The sequence below is a fragment of the Actinomadura vinacea genome (assembly GCF_039532545.1).
Lineage (GTDB): Bacteria > Actinomycetota > Actinomycetes > Streptosporangiales > Streptosporangiaceae > Spirillospora > Spirillospora vinacea.
Map to the genome: position 1 here is coordinate 130,415 of NZ_BAAARW010000039.1, position 18,663 is coordinate 149,077.

The 18,663-nt window shown below is 75.0% G+C and carries 16 protein-coding genes and 1 tRNA gene; 8 read left to right on the top strand and 9 right to left on the bottom strand.

The window, feature by feature from the left end; translation table 11 throughout:
* Window positions 1-6: 6 nt before the first annotated feature.
* Genes ABD340_RS41875 through ABD340_RS41885 form a run of 3 tightly spaced genes read left to right on the top strand, consistent with a single transcriptional unit; the run spans window position 7 to window position 2,967 of the window.
* Entirely contained in the window at window positions 7-927 is a 921-nt protein-coding gene (locus ABD340_RS41875) for a S66 peptidase family protein (RefSeq protein ID WP_344596983.1), read from the top strand.
* A complete protein-coding gene (locus tag ABD340_RS41880) occupies window positions 924-1,814 on the top strand; it encodes a hypothetical protein (protein WP_344596985.1) in 891 nt (296 codons plus the stop codon). The genes ABD340_RS41875 and ABD340_RS41880 overlap by 4 nt, the downstream gene beginning before the upstream one ends.
* A gap of 4 nt (window positions 1,815-1,818) precedes the next feature.
* Window positions 1,819-2,967: a glycerate kinase gene (locus tag ABD340_RS41885; protein WP_344596986.1), complete on the top strand. Its 1,149-nt coding sequence runs from the start codon at window positions 1,819-1,821 to the stop codon at window positions 2,965-2,967.
* A 13-nt stretch (window positions 2,968-2,980) separates the two neighbouring features.
* Here the strand turns inward: ABD340_RS41885 and yczE are convergent, their stop codons facing one another.
* Complete coding sequence (gene yczE / locus ABD340_RS41890; protein WP_344596988.1) at window positions 2,981-3,628, bottom strand: membrane protein YczE; 648 nt, start codon at window positions 3,626-3,628, stop codon at window positions 2,981-2,983.
* A gap of 94 nt (window positions 3,629-3,722) precedes the next feature.
* On the opposite strand from yczE, the gene yczR reads away from it, so the two are divergent.
* Complete coding sequence (gene yczR / locus ABD340_RS41895; protein WP_344596989.1) at window positions 3,723-5,204, top strand: MocR-like transcription factor YczR; 1,482 nt, start codon at window positions 3,723-3,725, stop codon at window positions 5,202-5,204.
* Window positions 5,205-5,256: 52 nt separating this feature from the next.
* Here the strand turns inward: yczR and ABD340_RS41900 are convergent, their stop codons facing one another.
* The 6 genes from ABD340_RS41900 to ABD340_RS41925 form a co-directional block, all read right to left on the bottom strand.
* Window positions 5,257-5,691, bottom strand: a complete 435-nt coding sequence (locus ABD340_RS41900) for a CBS domain-containing protein (RefSeq protein WP_344596990.1) — start codon at window positions 5,689-5,691, stop codon at window positions 5,257-5,259.
* A gap of 133 nt (window positions 5,692-5,824) precedes the next feature.
* Window positions 5,825-7,588 carry an SDR family oxidoreductase gene (locus ABD340_RS41905; protein ID WP_344596992.1) on the bottom strand — a complete coding sequence of 588 codons (1,764 nt, stop codon included), beginning with the start codon at window positions 7,586-7,588 and terminating at the stop codon, window positions 5,825-5,827.
* Between the two features lie 95 nt (window positions 7,589-7,683).
* On the bottom strand, window positions 7,684-8,502 hold the full coding sequence (gene fdhD, locus ABD340_RS41910) for a formate dehydrogenase accessory sulfurtransferase FdhD (protein WP_344596993.1): 819 nt from the start codon (window positions 8,500-8,502) through the stop codon (window positions 7,684-7,686).
* A 66-nt stretch (window positions 8,503-8,568) separates the two neighbouring features.
* Window positions 8,569-8,751: a DUF3099 domain-containing protein gene (locus ABD340_RS41915; RefSeq protein ID WP_344596995.1), complete on the bottom strand. Its 183-nt coding sequence runs from the start codon at window positions 8,749-8,751 to the stop codon at window positions 8,569-8,571.
* 36 nt (window positions 8,752-8,787) lie between these two features.
* A tRNA-Sec gene (locus tag ABD340_RS41920) sits at window positions 8,788-8,883 on the bottom strand.
* Window positions 8,884-8,893: 10 nt separating this feature from the next.
* Window positions 8,894-10,765 carry an AMP-dependent synthetase/ligase gene (locus ABD340_RS41925; RefSeq protein WP_344596997.1) on the bottom strand — a complete coding sequence of 624 codons (1,872 nt, stop codon included), beginning with the start codon at window positions 10,763-10,765 and terminating at the stop codon, window positions 8,894-8,896.
* 229 nt (window positions 10,766-10,994) lie between these two features.
* On the opposite strand from ABD340_RS41925, the gene ABD340_RS41930 reads away from it, so the two are divergent.
* Entirely contained in the window at window positions 10,995-11,267 is a 273-nt protein-coding gene (locus tag ABD340_RS41930) for a GlsB/YeaQ/YmgE family stress response membrane protein (protein ID WP_344596999.1), read from the top strand.
* A gap of 16 nt (window positions 11,268-11,283) precedes the next feature.
* On the opposite strand, the gene ABD340_RS41935 is transcribed toward ABD340_RS41930, so the two are convergent.
* Together ABD340_RS41935 and ABD340_RS41940 are read right to left on the bottom strand one after the other, a co-directional pair.
* Window positions 11,284-13,176, bottom strand: a complete 1,893-nt coding sequence (locus ABD340_RS41935) for a propionyl-CoA synthetase (RefSeq protein ID WP_344597000.1) — start codon at window positions 13,174-13,176, stop codon at window positions 11,284-11,286.
* 295 nt (window positions 13,177-13,471) lie between these two features.
* Window positions 13,472-14,905: an MFS transporter gene (locus tag ABD340_RS41940; protein WP_344597001.1), complete on the bottom strand. Its 1,434-nt coding sequence runs from the start codon at window positions 14,903-14,905 to the stop codon at window positions 13,472-13,474.
* Between the two features lie 134 nt (window positions 14,906-15,039).
* Here ABD340_RS41940 and ABD340_RS41945 point away from each other — a divergent pair, with 134 nt between their 5' ends.
* Genes ABD340_RS41945 through ABD340_RS41955 form a run of 3 tightly spaced genes read left to right on the top strand, consistent with a single transcriptional unit; the run spans window position 15,040 to window position 18,655 of the window.
* Entirely contained in the window at window positions 15,040-15,561 is a 522-nt protein-coding gene (locus tag ABD340_RS41945; RefSeq protein WP_344597002.1) for a MarR family winged helix-turn-helix transcriptional regulator, read from the top strand.
* A gap of 11 nt (window positions 15,562-15,572) precedes the next feature.
* The gene (gene selA, locus ABD340_RS41950) at window positions 15,573-16,877 is read left to right on the top strand and encodes an L-seryl-tRNA(Sec) selenium transferase (protein WP_344597004.1); all 1,305 of its coding nucleotides are present in this window, start codon (window positions 15,573-15,575) and stop codon (window positions 16,875-16,877) included.
* On the top strand, window positions 16,877-18,655 hold the full coding sequence (locus ABD340_RS41955; protein ID WP_344597005.1) for a SelB domain-containing protein: 1,779 nt from the start codon (window positions 16,877-16,879) through the stop codon (window positions 18,653-18,655). The genes selA and ABD340_RS41955 overlap by 1 nt, the downstream gene beginning before the upstream one ends.
* Window positions 18,656-18,663: the final 8 nt, after the last annotated feature.

Below are 18,663 nucleotides of genomic sequence, written 5' to 3' on the forward strand. Positions count from 1 at the left end.
GTGGTCGTGATCGCTCCCAGCGGCCCGGTGGACCCGGCCCGGCTGGCGGCGGGCGCCGAGGTGCTGCGCGAACTCGGGCTCGAGGTGGACGTGGCAGGCCACGCGCTCGACCGCCGCGGCCTCGCCGGGCCCGAGCGTCCGGGCTGGCAGCGGCTGGCCGGCGAGGACGCCGACCGGGCCGCCGACCTGCAGGCCGCCTGGTGCGACCCGCGGGTGCGCGCGGTGCTGTGCGCCCGCGGCGGCTACGGCGCCACCCGGCTGCTCGACCGCCTCGACTGGGACGCGCTGGCCGCGGCCGTCCGAGGGACCGCTCCAAAGATCCTGCACGGCTCCAGCGACATCACCGCGCTGCACGCGGCGTTCGGCGCCCGGCTGGGCGTCACCACCTCCTTCGGGCCGATGCCCGCCGGCGAGCTGTTCGCCGAGGGGCGGGGCGAGCGGCGCGACCGCTCCCTGGCGCACTTCCGGAAGATCCTTTTCGGCGACCCGGACGAGCCCGCGGTGGCCGGCACCGGCGCGCCGTGCCCCGGACGCGCCGAGGGCCCGCTCACCGGCGGCACGCTCTCGCTGCTCGCCGCGCTGCTCGGCACCCCCGACGCCCCGCCCCCGGCGGCAGGCCGGATCGTCTTCCTGGAGGACGTGGCCGAGGCGCCTTACCGGATCGACCGCATGCTCACCCAGCTGCTCCAGGCCGGCTGGTTCGACGGTGCGGCCGGGATCGCGCTGGGCACCTGGACCGACTGCGGCGATCCCGCCGAGGTCGAGGCCGTCCTGGCCGGGCGGCTGGCCCCGCTCGGCGTGCCGATCATGACCGGAATCCCCGTGGGGCACGGGCCGTGCCAGCTGACCCTGGAGCTGGGCGCCCCCTACCGGCTCGACACCGGCGCGCTGACCCTGGCCGCGTCGCCGCAGGGAGGTGCGCGATGACCGGGCGGCACGCCCGTCCCGACCCGTCCGACGACGGCACCCTGGATTCCCTCCTGGTGCTGGTCGCCGAGAGCCTGGGCTACGCCTCCCGGCGGGTGCCGGGCGACGTCATGCTGCTGGAGGGCGCCACCCGCCTGCACGTCAGCATGCGCAACCTGCGCCAGCTCGCGCGGATGGTGCCGCGCGACGACTGGCCCGCGCTGGTGTCCGACCACGTCACCACGATCGTCACCGCGATCGAGGAACCGCTCGACCTCAGCGACTTCGACCTCGCCCAGCACCTGCTGCGCACCCGCATCTACCCGGCCGAGGCCGACAACGGCGTGCTGGCCGCCCGGCCCTTCGCGCCCGGCCTGATCGAGGCCGTGGTCGTCGACACCCCCACCACCGTGCGGACCGTCACGACCGAGGAGATGGAGGGCTGGCCGGTCTCCGGCGACGCGCTGTTCATGCTCGGCCGCGCCAACGTCCGCGCCGACGGGCCCCTCCAACTGGAGGAGCAGGACCTCGGCGGCGTCCGGGCGGCGGTCCTGCACGGCTGGACGTTCTACGCCGTCACCCATCTGGCCTGGCTGGAGGAGTACCTGCCGATCGGGCCGTACGGCGCGCTGGTGATCGCCCCCAACCGCAGCCTGATCGTCGCCCACCCCGTCCAGCCCGCCGAGGGCGGGCCGCGGGCCCGCTACCGGGCCGCCGCCGCGGCCGCCCGGGAGCTGCAGAGCCAGGCCCACACCGCCTACGAGGACGGCCCCGGCTCGCTGAGCCCGCACCTGTACTGGTGGCGCGCGGGCGAGCTGACCCTGCTGGAGACCCGGTACGAGGACGACGCGCTGGTGCTGCCCGCCGAGTTCGCGTCCGTCCTGACCACCCTGACCGCAGAGCCGTGATCGCATGAGCAGTACTTCCCGTCCGCCGCGCGTCGTCGTCGCGCCCGACTCGTTCAAGGGCAGCCTCGGCGCCGTCGAGGTGTGCGCCGCCGTGGAGGCGGGCGTGCGCCGCGCCTACCCCGACGCCGACGTGACCGCCGTCCCGATGGCCGACGGCGGCGAGGGCACTCTGGACTGCTTCCTGAGCGCTCTGGGCGGCCAGGAGATGGCGCTGACCGCCGCCGATCCGCTGGGCCGCCCGGTGCGGGCCCGGTACGCCCTGTCCGCGCACGGCGACTCGGCGGTCGTGGAACTGGCCGCGGCGTCCGGGCTGCCGCTGGTCGCCGACGCCGACCCCGATCCGCTGCGCGCCGACACGGCCGGGACCGGCGAGCTGATCGCCGACGCGGTCGACCACGGCGCGCGCGAGATCCTCGTCTGCATCGGCGGCAGCGCCAGCACCGACGGCGGCACCGGGCTGCTGCGCGCCCTCGGGGTGCGTTTCCTGGACGCCGCCGGTGACGAGCTGCCGCCCGGCGGCGCCGCCCTGGCCCGGCTCGCCGCGATCGACGACGAGGGCGTCGCCAAGACGGTCCGGGAGACCCGGTTCCGGGTGGCCTGCGATGTGACCAACCCGTTCGTCGGGCCGAGCGGCGCCGCGGAGGTCTTCGGCCCGCAGAAGGGCGCCACGCCCGATCAGGTGCGGGAGCTGGACGCCGCGCTGGCCCGGTTCGCCGACGTCCTCGCCGAGCACACCGGGGTGCGGGTGCATGACCTGCCCGGCGCCGGCGCGGCCGGCGGCACCTGCGGCGGGCTGGTGGCGCTGCTCGGCGCCGAGCCCGCCGGCGGGGCCGAGCTGGTGGCCGACACCGTCGGGCTGCCCGCCGCGCTGGACGGCGCCGACCTGGTGCTCACCGGCGAGGGCCGGGTGGACGGCCAGAGCGCCGGAGGCAAGGCCGTCTCCGTCGTCGCCGCGCTGGCCCGCGAGCGGGGCGTGCCGGCCGTGGCGCTGGCCGGGAGCGTCGCCGGGCCGTTCGAGGAGCTGCACGCGCTCGGCCTCACCGCCGCCTTCAGCCTGGCCGACGGGCCGCGGACCCTGGACGAGCTGACCGGCTCGGCCGCCCGGCTGCTGGCCGACCTCGCCGAGCAGGTCGTCCGGCTGCGGCTGGGCTGAGCCGCGCCGCCGCTCAGCGGCGGGCCGGCTCGGGATCGGGGTCGCCCGCGGCCTCCGGGACGGGCTCGGGCCGCGGCTCGGGCTCCTTGATCTCGAGCACGGGCAGCAGGACGTGCGTGAGCGGGCCGATCGCGACCGCGAACAGCAGCGTCCCGATGCCGACGGTGCCGCCCAGCAGCCAGCCGGCGGAAAGAACGGTCAGCTCGATGGCGGTGCGGACCACGCGGACGGAGCGGCCGCGCGCGGCCAGCCCGGTCATCAGGCCGTCCCGCGGCCCGGGGCCGAGCCCGGCACCGACGTAGTAGCCGGTCGCGAAGCCGCACACGATGATCGCGGCGACCAGGTAGGCCCAGCGGGCGGGCGGCGACCCCGGGTCGGGGAGCAGCCACAGGGACAGGTCGGCGAAGAGGCCCACGAGCACGACGTTGCTGATCGTCCCGATGCCGGGCCGCTGCCGCAGCGGGATCCAGGCCAGCATCACCACCGCGCCCACGATGATGATCCAGGTGCCGATCGACAGGCCGAAACGCAGTGACAGGCCTTGATGGAGCACGTCCCACGGGTTGTTCCCGAGTGCCGATGCCACCTGCAGGGCGATGCTGAGACCGTACAAGGCCAATCCCACGTACAGCTGCACCAGCCTACGTGCCATCAAGGCCATATCGCCACCCTCTCGGACACCTCGTCGCTCACTTTGACCAGTGTCCCGGCAACTGGCCTGGCTATTGAAGAGCCAATATGGAAAAGTGGCCTGTATGGGGACGCGTTATGTGGGCGGCTCGCAGCTGGCCCGGATGCTCGGTGACGTGCCGCAGGAACGGCCGTACTACGCCGCACTCGCCCGGGCGGTGCGCGGCCTGGTGCTGGACGGGCGGCTCGCCCTCCGCACCCGCCTGCCCGCCGAACGCGACCTGGCCGCGGCCCTGGGCGTCAGCCGCACGACGGTGACGGCGGCCTACGACCGGCTGCGCGAGGAAGGGTACATCGAGAGCCGGCAAGGTGCGGGCAGCTGGACGGCGCTGCCGCCCACCACCATGTCCGCGCTCGCGCCCCGTGCCGTGCCGGCGCGCGTCGGCGCGGCCGACACGCGGTTCGGGACGGCGCACCCGCTCGCCGCGACCCCCGGGTTCATCGATCTGGGCTGCGCGACACCCGGCGCGCCCGCCATCTTCGAGGAGGCGGTCGCGGCGGCGGTCGCCGAACTGCCCCGCTACAGCTCCGGCCCGGGGTACGAGCCCGCCGGGCTGGCCGGGCTGCGCGAGATGATCGCCGCCCGTTACGCCGAGCACGGCGTCCCGACCCGCCCCGACCAGATCGTGATCACCACGGGCGCGCAGAGCGCGTTCACGCTGCTCACCCAGACCCTCGTCGAGGCGGGCGCGCCGGTCATGGTCGAGCGGCCCACCTACCCGCACGCGCTGGGCGCGCTGCGGAGGCACGGCGCCCGCCTGGTGCCGGTGGGGGTGAACGAGGGCTGGGACGTGGAGCTGATCGCCGGGAGCATGCGGCAGGCGGCGGTGCGCCTGGCCTACACCGTCCCCGATTTCCACAACCCCACCGGCCTGCTGATGGGGGAGGACGACCGGGCCGCGCTGGTGGACGCCGCCCGCCGCGCCGACGCGCTGCTGGTCGCCGACGAGACCTTCGCCGAGCTGGCGCACGACCCGGCCGCCCCGCGGACCGCTCCGATGGCCGCCTTCGACACCGGCGGCCGGGTGATCAGCGTCGGGTCGGCGTCCAAGCTCATGTGGGGCGGGCTGCGGGTGGGCTGGATCCGCGCGACGGCGCCGCTGGCCCGCCGGCTGACCGTGGCGCGCGAGCCGGTGGACATCGCCAGCCCAGTGATCGACCAGCTGATCGTGCAGGAGCTGATGGCGCGCGTGGAGGAGGTCCGCGCGGAGCGGGCGCAGGCCCTGCTGCGGGGCCGGGACGCGCTCGCCGCCGCGCTGCGGGAGCGGCTGCCCGGCTGGGAGTTCGGGCTGCCCCAGGGCGGTATGTCGCTGTGGGCCCGGATGGGCGCCCCGGTGGCCACCGCCCTGTCGGAGGCCGCCGAACGGCGCGGGGTCCGGGTCGTGCCCGGATCGGTGTTCGGTGCGGACGGCGTGCTGGAGGACCGCGTCCGGCTGCCGTACGTGCTGCCGCCGGAAACGCTGCGCGAGGCCGTCGACCGGCTGGCCGCGGCCTACGAGGAGGTGCGGTCGGCCCCGCCGCCCCGCCCGCTGCCCGCCTATGTGTGAAACACGGCGGGGCGGGCGGCCGCGGCCCCGGAGCCTGGGGGGCGGTCCCGGGTCAGGGGGCGCGCTGGATGTAGTCGACCAGGTACTCCCGCTCGCTCTCCAGCTCGTCGATCGCGCTCTTGACCACGTCTCCGATGCTGACGATCCCGGCCAGCCTCCCGTCCTCCACGACCGGCAGGTGCCGGATCCGGTGCTCGGTCATGGTGCGGCGCAGATCGTCCACGCCGTCGCCGGGGCCGCAGGTGCGCACCTGCGAGGTCATGATCTCCGAGACCGGGCGGTCCAGCAGCGCGGCGCCGTGCTCGTGCAGGCGCCGGACCACGTCCCGCTCGGAGGCGATCCCGGTGATCGTGGCGGCGTCGGGGGAGACGACGACGGCGCCGATGTTGTGCTCGGCCAAGGCGGCCAGCAGGTCCCGTACGGTGGCGTCGGGACGCATGGTGGCCACCGTCGTCCCTTTTCTGCGTAGAAGGTCGCGGATCCGCATGTGCTCACGCTCCGGTGCCGGTTTCGGACGCCGCCCGGCGGGGCCGCGGTGGGGCGGTGCGCCGGGCGCCTTTTGCCAAGGTCGCATGTTCGGGCGGCCGGGAAAACCCCTGAGCGGTAAACGAAGCCGTGGATCAGCCGACGTCCAGGCGGGCGAGCAGCCGCATCAGCCCGGGCGAGAGCCGGGAACCGAGCAGGCCGAGCCGCGCCTCGGCGGTGACCGGAACCAGCGCCGCGTCGGTCCGCACGGCGGAGACGATACGCTCGGCGACGCGCTCCGGCCCGAAGCCGCGCAGCGCGTACGCGCGCGCCGCGCGCCGCCGGCTCGCCTCCTGCTCCGCGGCGGAGACCCCGACGAACGCCGCCGTGCGGGTGATGCCGGTGTTGATCAGGCCCGGGCAGACGGCGCTGACCCCGATGCCCCGGCCCGCCACCTCGGCGCGCAGGCACTCCGACAGCATCAGCACGGCGGCCTTGCTGGTGGAGTAGGCGGGCAGGACGCGCGAGGGCGTGTACGCGGCGGCCGAGGCGGTGTTGACGATGTGCCCGCCCTGCCCCCGCTCGACCATCTGCGCGGCGAACAGCCGGGAGCCGTGGATGACGCCCCACAGGTTGACGGCCAGGACGCGCCGCCAGTCCTCCGCCGAGTGGTCGAGGAAGGAGCCGGCCATGCCGATCCCGGCGTTGTTGACCACGATCTCGGGCACGCCGTGCTCGCGCCGGACCGATTCGGCGAAGTCCTCCATGGCCGCGCCGTCGGACACGTCGATCCGGTAGGGGTGCCCGGCGGTGCCGGCCAGTGCGGCCAGCTCGGCGGTGTGGCGCGCGGTCGCGAGGTCCAGGTCGGCGGCGACGACCTCGGCGCCGCGCTCGGCGAACGCCAGCGCGGTGGCCCGGCCGATGCCGCCGCCTGCGCCCGTCACCACGACCAGGGAGCCTTCGAACGGCCGCCGGCCCCGGCCGACCCGGGCGCGGCGCAGCGCCCGGGCCCCGGCGGCGGTGAGCGGCCCGCCGGAGGTCCCGGCGATGTGCTCGCCGATCCAGCGGGCGACGACGGCGGGGTGGGTGCGCGGCACCCAGTGCCCGGCGGCGATGGTCCGCAGCGACAGGTTCGGGACGCGCCCGCCCAGCCCCCGCACCAGGTGCGGGGAGACGTACCGGTCCCGGGTCGGCACGATCACCTGGGTGGGGACGTCCGTGCGGCGGTCGCGGGGCCGGCGCATCCGGTCGGGCATGTTGGCCCGGTAGAGGCCCACGCCCGAGGCGGCGTCGCGCGGCAGGGTGCGGGCCGGGTGCCCGGGACGGCTCTGGAGGCCCTCGGCGCGCTCCAGCCGCCGGCTGAGCGGCCCGACCAGGCCGGAGCGGAACAGCGTCTCCGGCAGCAGCGGCGTCTGGAAGAAGTAGATGTACCAGGACCGCAGTCCCTGCCCTGCCGCCTGCCTGAGGTTGCGCGGCGTGGGCCGGGTCAGGTTGCGGCGGGTCAGCCGGGCCACGTGGTCCAGGCACGGCCCGGAGATCGAGGTGAAGGAGGCGAACCGGTCCGGCATCGTGCAGACCGCCTCCCACGCCTGGATGGAGCCCCAGTCGTGGCCGACGAGATGGACCTCGCGGTCGGGCGCGGTCGCCTCCAGCACCGCCCGCAGGTCGGCCATCAGGTGCTCGAAGGCGTACCGGCCGCGCCCGAACGGCCGCGACGACGCCCCGGCGCCGCGCACGTCGTAGCGGACCACGTGGTGGTGCTCGGCGAGGTCGGCGGCCACCTCGTCCCACACCGCGTGGGTGTCGGGGTAGCCGTGGACGAGCAGCACGGTGGGGCGGGCCGGGTCGCCTTGCTCGTAGACCGCGAGGTCCACCTCGTCGCCGCGGACCCGCCGCCTCCGGACGGTTTTATTGGACACGCCGTTAATTAATCGCCGCCTCCCGTCCCGGTCAAGACGCCCGCGCAGTGACGCTCACCACGCCGGTGGGCGGGGCGGTGAACACCCGGCTCGGGTCAGCGGCCGACGTCGATCCGGTGCGCCCCGGTGTAGACGTTCATCGACTCGCCGCGCAGGAACCCGACCAGCGTCATGCCCGCGTCCTCGGCCAGCTCCACCGCCAGCGACGAGGGCGCCGACACCGCGGCCAGCACCGGGATGCCGGCCTGCATCGCCTTCTGCGTCAGCTCGAACGAGGCGCGCCCGCTCACCATCAGGACCCGGCCGGACAGCGGCAGCAGCCCCTTGTTGAGCGCCCAGCCCACGACCTTGTCGACGGCGTTGTGCCGGCCGACGTCCTCGCGCAGGACCAGCAGCTCGCCCGCCCCGTCGAACAGGCCCGCTGCGTGCAGCCCGCCGGTGCGATCGAACACCCGCTGCGCCTCCCGCAGCCGCCCGGGCAGCGCGGCGAGCGTCGCCGGGGTCAGCGAGAGGCCGTCGGCCGCGACGTCGTAGGGCCGCTGCACCCGCAGCGCCTCGATGCTGGACTTGCCGCACACGCCGCACGCGCTGGTGGTGGTGAACGCCCTGGTCATCAGGTCGTCCGGCAGCTCCACGCCGGCCGCCAGGGCCACGTCGAGGGTGTTCTGCTCGGTGGTGTCGGCGCAGTAGCGCATCGCCACCAGGTCGTCGGCGCGGCCGATGATGCCCTCGGCCGCCAGGAACCCGGCGACCAGGTCGAAGTCGTCGCCCGGGGTGCGCATCGTGATCGTCAACGGCCGGCCGGCCACCCGGATCTCCAGCGGCTCCTCGACCGCCAGCGTGTCGGGCCTGCGCCCCCGCACACCGGCCGTGCTCAGCTTCAGGACCGGCCTGCGTACGGTGATCCGCCCCATACCGTGACGGTACCTCCGAACGGCCCCGGACGCGATGCGCCTTTCCGCCGGACGGTCACGACGGCGTCAGTCGCGGCGGTCGATGCCCCAGTTGGCGACGACGGCGGCGAACGGCGGAATGATCATGGCGACCACCGACATCGCGATGGCCAGAGGCGGCGAGAACAGCCGCACCACCGCCCAGGCCAGCACGAACAGCGTCAGGCAGGTGCCCATCATGATCCCGTACGCCAGCTTCCGGCGTCGCATACCTTCAGGCTACGCCTCTGCCGCGCGGGGGGACGGTGGCGGAGACGTACGGGAATCGAACCCGCCGACCCGAGATGCTCGGGTCCCTTGGTTTTGAAGACCAGGAAGGCCACCAGGCGCTCGCACGCCTCCGCCGAGCACACTAGCGGTTGTAGAGCGCGTCGATCTCATCGGCGTACTTGGTGTGCACGATCCGCCGCTTGAGCTTGAGGGTGGGGGTGAGCTCCTCGCTCTCGGCCGTCCACTCGGCGGGCAGCAGCCGCCACTTCTTGACCTGCTGGACGCGCGCCAGCCGTGCGTTGGCGTCCGCGACCGCGCGGCCGACCTCCTCCAGGACCAGCGGGTGGACGGCCAGCTCCGCCGGGCCGGCGGGCTCGACGCCGTGCGCGGCCGCCCAGGCCGGGGCGACCTCGCCGTCCAGGGTGATCAGCGCGACCACGTACGGGCGGCGGTCGCCGTAGGCCAGCGCCTGGCCGACCAGCGGGTGCTCCTTGAGATGGTTCTCGATCAGGGACGGTGCGACGTTCTCGCCGCCGGCGGTGATGATCAGCTCTTTCTTGCGGTCCACGACCCGCAGGAAGCCGTCCTCGTCGAGCACGCCGACGTCGCCGGTGCGGATCCAGCCGTCCGGGCCGATCAGGTCCGCGGTGGCCGCGGGCCGGTTCAGGTAGCCGGGGGTGCAGGTCGCGCCGCGCACCAGGATCTCGCCGTCCTCGTCCAGCCGCAGCTCGACGCCGGGGAAGGCGCGGCCGACGGTGCCGAGCTTGAACGAGTCGGCGAGGTTGGCGGTGATCGCGCCGGTGGTCTCGGTCATCCCGTACGCGTCGAAGATCTTCAGCCCCAGCCCGGCGAAGAACCGCGCCACCTCCTCGGGCAGCGGCGCGGCGGCGCTGGACGCCTGCCGCACCCGGTCCAGCCCGAGCAGCGCCCGCATCGGGGTGAGCACGGCGGCGTCGGCCCGTTCGAACGCGGCGGCCAGTTCGGGCCCCGTGGTGTTGCCGTACTCCTGGCCCGAGACGTACCGGCGGCCGGTCTCCAGGGCCTGGGCTACGGCGGCCCGCCTCGCCTCGTCCCGCTCGCCGGCCAGCACCGCCTGGATGCCCGCCATGATCTTCTCCCAGACCCGGGGCACGCCGAAGAACGAGTGCGGCCGCACCTCGCGCAGCACGGTGGTGAGCCGCGCCGGGTCCGGGCAGAAGTGCACGTGCGAGGCCAGCCGGATCGGCAGGTAGTAGCTGAGCACCCGGTCGGCGATGTGCGCGAACGGCAGGTAGGAGATCCCGGACGGGTGGGCCGGCAGCACCGAACTGCCCGCCACCAGCGCGGCCTCGTGCAGCACCATCGAGTGGGTGATCCGGACGCCCTTGGGGTCGCCGGTGGTGCCGGAGGTGTAGAGCAGCGTGACGTCGTCGCCGGGGTCGAGGGCCCGCCCGCGCCGGTCGATCTCGGCGGCGCCGGCGGGGTCGGCCAGCCGCTCGCGGCCGAGCGCTGTGAAGGCGTCCCAGGTGAGGAAGCGGCCGGCGGGGTCGGCGGCACCGTCCGGGCAGGCGGCCGGATCGATCACGATGATCCTGCGCAGCGCGGGGAGCCGGTCCAGCGCGGGCAGCCAGCGGTCGACCTGTTCGCGGCCGTCCAGGACGGCGTACCGCGCCTCGCAGTCCGCCCCGATGAAGGCGATCTGGTCGGCGGCGAGCGTCGCGTACAGCGTGGCCGGGACGCCGCCCGCGTGCACGGCGCCCAGGTCGGCCAGGACGTGCTCGGACCGGTTGGGCATCATCAGCGCCACCGCCTCGCCGGGCTGCAGCCCGAGCGCGGCGAACCCGGCCGCCGTCTCCAGGGCGCGCCGCCGGACGTCCGCCCAGGTGAGGGTGCGCCACTCGCCGTCCACCCGATCCGAGTAGGCGGGCCGGCCGCCGTGCTCGCGGACGGTTCCGGCCAGCTCGGTGACGATCGTCCGGCCCGCCGGCGTCCGCTCCGGCTCCGGCTGCCGCAGCCGGGTCTCCGCCTGGTCCATCAGCGCCCCTCGTCGTCACGTCCGGCGTTCGCGCGCACCGCTGTAAGTGCGCACTTGCACGGCGGTATCGCACCATGCCCGGCCGTTCCAGGGCAAGGGGCCCCGCGCGAACGCGCCCGGTTTCGGGCGCGATTTGCCCTGGTCGTGTCATTGATTCGTACTCTGGGTATTTCGTCGGTGACGGGCCCGCATTCACCTGACCCGACGCCCAATGGCCCTAGGAGTGGACATGACCATCACGGGGATCATCACCGCCATCGTCTTCGGCGCGATCATCGGCGGGGTCGCACGCCTCATCGTGCCGGGCAAGCAGAACATCTCGATCTGGCTCACCGTCCTGGTGGGCATCGTGGCCGCCTTCATCGGCACCTGGCTGGCCAACGCGTTCGGCTTTCACACCAGGGGCTGGAACTTCTGGGAGACCATCTTCCAGATCGTCCTGGCGGTGATCGCCGTGTACCTGGTGGCGGCGTTCTGGCCGAGAGCCGGTACCCACCGGTAACACGGCCGGCCGGCGCCTACGGCGACGCCGTCGGCGAACGCAGGATCGGCCGCAGCTCCTCCAGCACGGCCGGATCCTCGATCGTCGACGGCACCGGCACGTCCCGGCCGTCCGCGATCCCCCGCATCACGCCCCGCAGGATCTTGCCCGACCGGGTCTTGGGCAGCGCGGGCACCACCGAGATCTCCTTCAGCGCCGCGACCGGCCCGATCTGCTCGCGCACCATCGCCACCAGCTCGTCCCGCAGCGCCTCCGGATCGACCACCGCGCCGCTCTTGAGCACCACCAGCCCGCGCGGCAGCTGGCCCTTCAACTGGTCCGCGACGCCGATCACCGCGCACTCGGCCACCGCCGGATGCGCCGCGATCACCTCCTCCATCGTGCCGGTCGACAGCCGGTGCCCGGCCACGTTGATGACGTCGTCGGTACGGCCCATCACCCACACGTAGCCGTCCTCGTCGACATGGCCGCCGTCCCCGGTGAGGTAGTGGCCCGGATGCCGGCCGAGATAGGACTCCACGAACCGCTCGTCGTCCTGCCAGAGCGTCGACAGCGCGCCCGGCGGCAGCGGCAGCCGCAGCACGATGTCGCCGTCGGTGCCCGGCGCGGCCGGAGTCCCGTCCGGCTGGAGCACGCGCACGTCATAGCCCGGCACCGCCACCGTGGGCGAGCCCGGCTTCACCGGCATCGGCTCCAGGCCGCGCGGATTCGCCACGATCGGCCAGCCCGTCTCCGTCTGCCACCAATGGTCGATGACCGGCCGGTCCAGCACCCGGGAAGCCCAGTGGTAGGTGTCGGGGTCCAGGCGCTCCCCGGCCAGGAAGAGCGTGTCGAGCGCCGACAGGTCGTACCCGGCGGGCAACGCCCCCTCCGGGTCCTCCTTCTTGATCGCGCGGATCGCCGTGGGCGCGGTGAACAGCGCCTTCACCCGATGCTGCGACGCCACCCGCCAGAACGCCCCCGCATCCGGCGTCCCGACCGGCTTGCCCTCGTACAGCACGGTCGTGCAGCCTGTCAGCAGCGGCGCGTACACGATGTAGGAGTGCCCGACCACCCAGCCCACGTCGGACGCCGCCCAGAACACATCGCCGGGACCGACCCCGTACACGTTCTCCATCGACCAGCGCAGCGCCACCGCATGCCCGCCGTTGTCCCGCACCACCCCTTTGGGACGGCCCGTCGTCCCCGACGTGTACAGGATGTAGAGCGGATCGGTCGCCGACACCGGGACGCACTCGGCGGGCGAGCCGCCCGCGACCGCCTCGTCCCACTCGACGTCGCGCGGACGGACCAGATCGGCATGCAACTGCGGGCGCTGCCGGACCACGCACCGATCCACCTTGTGCGAGGCCATCTCCAGTGCCTGATCGAGCAGCGGCTTGTACGGCACCACCCGCGACCCCTCGATTCCGCACGACGCCGACACCACAACCTTCGGCCGCGCGTCGTCGATCCGCACCGCCAGCTCCTTGGCCGCGAACCCGCCGAACACCACCGAATGCACCGCGCCGAGCCGCGCGCACGCCAGCATCGCCACCACCGCCTCCGGAATCATCGGCAAGTAGATGACCACACGGTCGCCGCGGTCGACGCCCAGCTCACGCAACGCCCCGGCGAACGCCGCCACCAGGTCCCTCAGCTCCCGGAACGAGAACGTCCGTACCGTACCGGTGACAGGACTGTCATAGATCAGCGCCGCCTGCTCGCCGCGCCCCTCCTCCACATGACGGTCCACCGCGTTGTCGCACGTGTTCAACTCCCCGCCCGTGAACCACCGGTAGAACGGCGGCGCCCCGTCGTCCAGCACCCGGTCGGGCGGCACCAGCCACCGCACATCGCGGGCGGCCAGCCCCCAGAAGCGCGTGGGATCGGCGATGCTGCGTTCGTACGCGGCGGTGTAAGCACCCATGACTCGACCTCCGGAGCGGCGTTTCGCTGCCCCAATACCCAATTCGGGGCGCCTCCCTATAGGGCACACCGCAAGGATCGTTAGTCAAGTGCTGTGTCTATCTGGGGGGCGCCCCCCCCAGACCCCCACGGCCGGGACGCGCGTCCCCTTCAGGCGCTGGCGCTCCTTACGGGGCCGCCCGCCCCTTGGCAGGGGGCTCCGCCCCCCGCACCCCCCGGCTGGGGGGGCTCCGCCACCCCTCGTCCCTCATCCCCTGGGGCTTCGCCCCTTGCCCCCATTTCTGGCGGGCTGGTGTTTAGGCTGGGCGGTGGCGGAGGCCGTTTGCCAGGGCGACCACTGCGGCCAGCAGGGCGCCTCCGGCGCCTATCCAGAAGCACAGGACGTAGGCGCCCTGTGTCGGGACGCCGCTGGTGCCCGCGATGGTGAACGCGGCCAGCACGGCGGCGGTGACGGCGCCCGCGATGCTGCCGCCGGTGGTGCGGACGAGCGAGTTGATGCCGCTGGCGATGCCGCTCTGGTCCATCGGCACGTGCTGGACGGCCAGCGTGCCCAGGGCGGCGTAGGCGATGCCGAATCCGGCGCCCTGGATGGCGCTGAACGCCAGCATGTCGATGGGGTGCGCGTGCGCGATCGCGACCCAGACGTAGCTCAGCGCCGCCACGAGGGAGCCGATGGCGAGGGTGAACGCCGGGCCGATCCGGGCGGTGACGCGGCCGGCCATCGTCGAGGAGAGCAGCATGGTGACGGTGCTGGGCAGCATGTAGAGGCCCACGTCCAGGACCGAGCCGCTCAGACCGTAGCCGAGGCGGTCGCGGGGGGCCTGGATGAAACCGGCGATGAGGGTGAACATCGCGAACATCGCGAAGCCGAGCAGCAGCGAGGCCAGGTTGGCCGACATCGAGTGCCGGCCGACGAGCAGGTTCAGCCGCACCAGCGGTTCGGGCACCCGCAGTTCGACGGCCACCCAGACCGCGCACAGCACGGCGGCCGCGACGAACAGCGCCAGTACGCGGGGGGACGTCCAGCCCCACCGGTTGCCCTGGCTGATGCCCAGCAGGAGGCACACCAGGCAGGAGGCCAGCAGCAGCGCGCCGGGCAGGTCGGGACGGCCGCCCGCGCGTTCCCCGGCCTCGGGCGCGCTGTAGGCGATCAGTGCCAGGCCCGCCACGGCCAGCCCGGTGGTGATCCAGAACACCGGGCGGTGGCTGCTGGTGTGGTCGGCGATCAAGCCGGTGACGATCATGCCGATGGTGCCGCCCACGCCCATGGTCGCGCTGAGCACGCCGATCGCGGTGGTCACCCGCTCGGCCGGGAAGGCGTCCCGGATCGTTCCGATGGCCAGCGGGATCATCGCGACCGACACGCCCTGCAGGGCCCGGCCCGCGACGAGGACCGCCAGCGTGCCGGACAGCGCGCACACCACCGAGCCGGCGGCCAGCGCGCCCAGGCACAGCAGGATCATGCGCTTCTTGCCGTACATGTCGCCGAACCGGGTCAGCAGCGGAGTGGCGACCGCGCCGGCCAGCAGCGAGGCGGTGAACACCCAGGTCACCGCCGTCATCGAGGCGTCGAAGCGGGTCATCAGGCTGGGCAGAAGCGGGATCACCAGCGACTGCTGGACCGAGACGATCAGCCCCGCGGTGGCCAGCGCGACCAGGGTGAGCGCCCCGGGCGCGGGCCGCACGGACGGTTCGAGCCGTTCGGGCGCCTTCGTGATCGCGCCGGACACAGGACCTCCAGGGCCGCGCACGCGCGGCGGTCGGGGGGAAGGACGAAACGGGCGAAGCCCGGAAATGCCGGGAACGCTCCCGGCTCTCGCAGTGTACTTACTTAAGTTAAGTAACGGGCGGGTAGGGTGCCGTCATGCCACCCCCGCCCCCGCCCTCCGGCATCGTCGAGATCGAACGGGCGCTCAGCAAGATCTCGCATTTGCTCACCCGCGCCCGGCGGCACGACCGGACGGTCGCCGAGGCCGGCGTCCCGGTCGACCGTGCCGCCGTGCCGCTGCTGCGCCTGCTCGCCGACGCCGGAGAGCCGATGCGGCCCGGCGAGCTGGCAGCGCGGCTGGCGGTGGAGGCGCCGCACGTGACCCGGCTCGTGCAGCGGCTGGAGAAGGCCGGTTACGTGGAGCGCGTGCCCGACCCCGGCGACGGGCGGGCGCAGCGCGTCCGGCTCCGCGCGGCCGGCCGGGACGCCGTCGACTGCATCTGCGAGGTCGGCCACCGCTGGATGGCCGAGGCGCTGTCCGGCTGGTCGCCCGAGGACCGCCGGCGGCTCGCCGACCTGGTCGACCGCATGGCCGACGACATCGCCGACGTCCATCTCCGCCGCGGATCCCACGACGTGCCCGGGATCGGCTTTGTTGACGGGGTCCGCCGTCCATAGGGTTGGTGGTCGTGGATCCCCGGCGACTTGTGCCCCGTACCGATGCCGTCCTGGCGGACCCCCGCCTGGCGGCGGCCGCGGGAAGGCTCGGGCCCGCGATCGTCCGCTCCGCCGTCGCGGCGGCGCGGCAGCGCGCCCGCGACGGCGAGATCCCGCCCGGGGACGTGCCCGACACCGCGGTCGCCGCGCTGCCCGAGCGCGCCTGCGGCCTGCACCCGGTGGTGAACGCGACCGGCGTGCTGCTGCACACCAACCTGGGCCGGGCGCCGCTGTCGGCGGCGGCCCGGGACGCCGTCGCCGCCGCGGCCGGGTGCGTGGACGTGGAGTACGACCTGGCGACCGGCCGCCGCGGCCCGCGCGGGCGCGGCGCCCTGGACGCCCTGCGCGCGGCCTGTCCCGCGGCGGGCGCGGCGCAGGTCGTCAACAACAACGCCGCCGCGCTCGCGCTGGCCGCCACCGCGCTGGCCGCCGGCCGCGAGATCGTCATCGGCCGCGGCGAGCTGGTCGAGATCGGCGACGGGTTCAGGCTGCCCGACCTGCTCGCCTCCACCGGGGCGCGGCTGCGCGAGGTCGGCACGACCAACCGCACCACCGCCGCCGACTACGCCGGGGCCGTGGGCGCCGAGACCGGATTCATCATGAAGGTGCATCCGTCCAACTTCCGGATCGAGGGGTTCACCGCGGCGGCGGACGTCGCCGACCTGGTACCGCTGGGCGTCCCGGTCGTGGTCGACATCGGCTCCGGGCTGCTGGCCCCCGACCCGGCGCTGCCGGACGAGCCCGACGCCGCCTCGGTGCTGGCCGCCGGCGCCGCGCTCGTCACCGCCAGCGGCGACAAGCTCCTGGGCGGCCCGCAGGCGGGGCTGCTCCTGGGCGAGCCCGGCATCGTCGAGCGGCTGCGCCGGCATCCGCTCTACCGGGCCCTGCGCGTCGACAAGATGACCCTGGCCGCGCTGGAGGCGACGCTGCGCGGGCCCCGGCCGCCGGTGACCCGCATGCTCCACGCCGACGTCGCCGGGCTGCGCGAGCGCGCCGAGGCCCTGGCCGGGGAGTTCCGCGCGCACGGTGTCGACGCCCGCGCCGCCGACTCGACCGCGGCGGTCGGCGGGGGCGGCGCGCCCGGCGTCGGCCTGCCCAGTGCCGCGGTGTCGCTGCCGTCCTCCTGCGAGCCCGCGCTGCGCGCCCGCGGCGTCATCGGGCGGGTCGAGGACGGCAGGCTGCTGCTGGACCTGCGCTCGGCCGGCCCCGCCGCCGACGGCGCGCTGCGCGAGGCCGTCCTCGGTGCCGCGGCCCCGGCCGCCCGGGAAGGGAACTGATGCAGGTCGTCGCCACCGCCGGGCATGTGGACCACGGCAAGTCCAGCCTCGTGCGCGCGCTCGCCGGCACGCCCGCCGGGGAGCGCCGCGGCCTCTCCCTCGACCTCGGGTTCGCCTGGACCACCCTGCCGTCGGGGGAGCGGCTGGCCTTCGTGGACGTGCCCGGCCACGAGAGGTTCGTGACCACCATGCTCGCCGGGGTCGGGTCCGTGCCCGCGGTGCTGCTGGCCGTCGCCGCCGACGAGGGCTGGATGCCGCAGACCGGGGAGCATCTCGCGGCGATCGACGGGCTCGGCGTGCGGCACGGCGTGCTGGCGATCACCCGGTCCGACCTGGCCGACCCCACCCTCGCGCTGCGCCAGGCCCGCGAGCGGGTCGCCGGGACGAGCCTGCGCGGCGTCGAGGCCGTCACCGTCAGCGCCGTCACCGGGCAGGGCCTGGACGGGCTGGCCGCCGCGCTGGACCGGCTCGCCGCCCGCCTCCCCGTCCCGGACGGGACGGCCCCGGTGCGGCTGTGGGTCGACCGCGTGCTCGCCGGCGCCGGCGGCCGCACCGCCGACGGCGCCGCCGTCACCGGGACCCTGGCCGCCGGCACCGTGGCGGTCGGGGACGAGCTGATCCTGACGCCGTCCGGCGAACGGGCGCGGGTGCGCGGCATCGAGTCGGCCAGGGAACCGCTCGACCGGGTGAGCGGTGTCGCCCGCGTCGCGCTCGTCCTGGGCGGCGTCCCGCGCGAACGGCTCGGCCGCGGGATGGCGCTGGTCGGCCCCGGCCGCTGGACGCACACCACCTCGGTGGACGTGCGCACCCGATCCGGCGAGGCGACGGGGCGGCTGCCCCGGCGGCTGATCCTGCACATCGGCTCGGCCGCGGTGCCCGTCGGGCTGCGCCCGCTCGGGCCCGACACGGCCCGGTTGACGCTCAACGCGCGGCTGCCGCTGCACATCGGCGACACCGCCCTGCTGCGCGATCCGGAGCGGCGCGTGGTGGCGGGCGTGCACGTCCTGGACGTCCGGCCGCCCACCCTGGTGCGGCGCGGCGCGGCGACGGCCCGGGCCCGCGAGCTGGCGTCCTGGCCGGACCGTCCCGACGGCGCGCGGGTGCTGCGCCGGCACGGCGTGCTGCGCCGCTCCGACCTGGCGGTCATGGGCTGCGCCGCGCCGCCGTCCGCGATCGGGATCGACGACGAGTGGCTCGCCGACCCCGACCACTGGGAGGACCTGCACCGGCGGCTGGCCGAGGAACTGGCGGCGCACGGCGAAGCCAACCCCTTGGCCCCGGGCCTGCCGCTGGAATCGGCGCGGCTGCGCCTGGGCCTGCCCAGCCGCCGCCTGGTCGCGGCACTGGCCCGGCCGCCGCTGCGGCTCAAGGACGGGCGCGTCCACGGGCCGGACCCCGAACTGCCCCCCGAGGTGGCCGGCGCCGTACGGCGCCTGCACGCCGAGACCGGCGGCCCGTTCGAGGCGCCCGGCGCCGAGCGGCTCGCCGAGCTGGGGCTCACCCCGGAGGCCCTGGGCGCGGCGGCGCGGGCGGGCGCCGTGCTGCGGCCGGCGGACGACGTCGTCCTGCCCCCCGGCGCCGACCGCGAGGCGCTGCGGATCCTGTGCGCGCTGCCGCAGCCCTTCACCGTCGGGCAGGCGTGCGAGGCGCTGAGCACCGGCCGCCGGGTCGCGGTGGCGCTTCTGGAGCACCTGGACCGCCAGGGGCTGACGCGCCGGCTGGGCGACGGGCACGCCTTGTCCGGCGATTCCGTGGAAGGCCGGACCGCGGGAAAATGAATTGAACC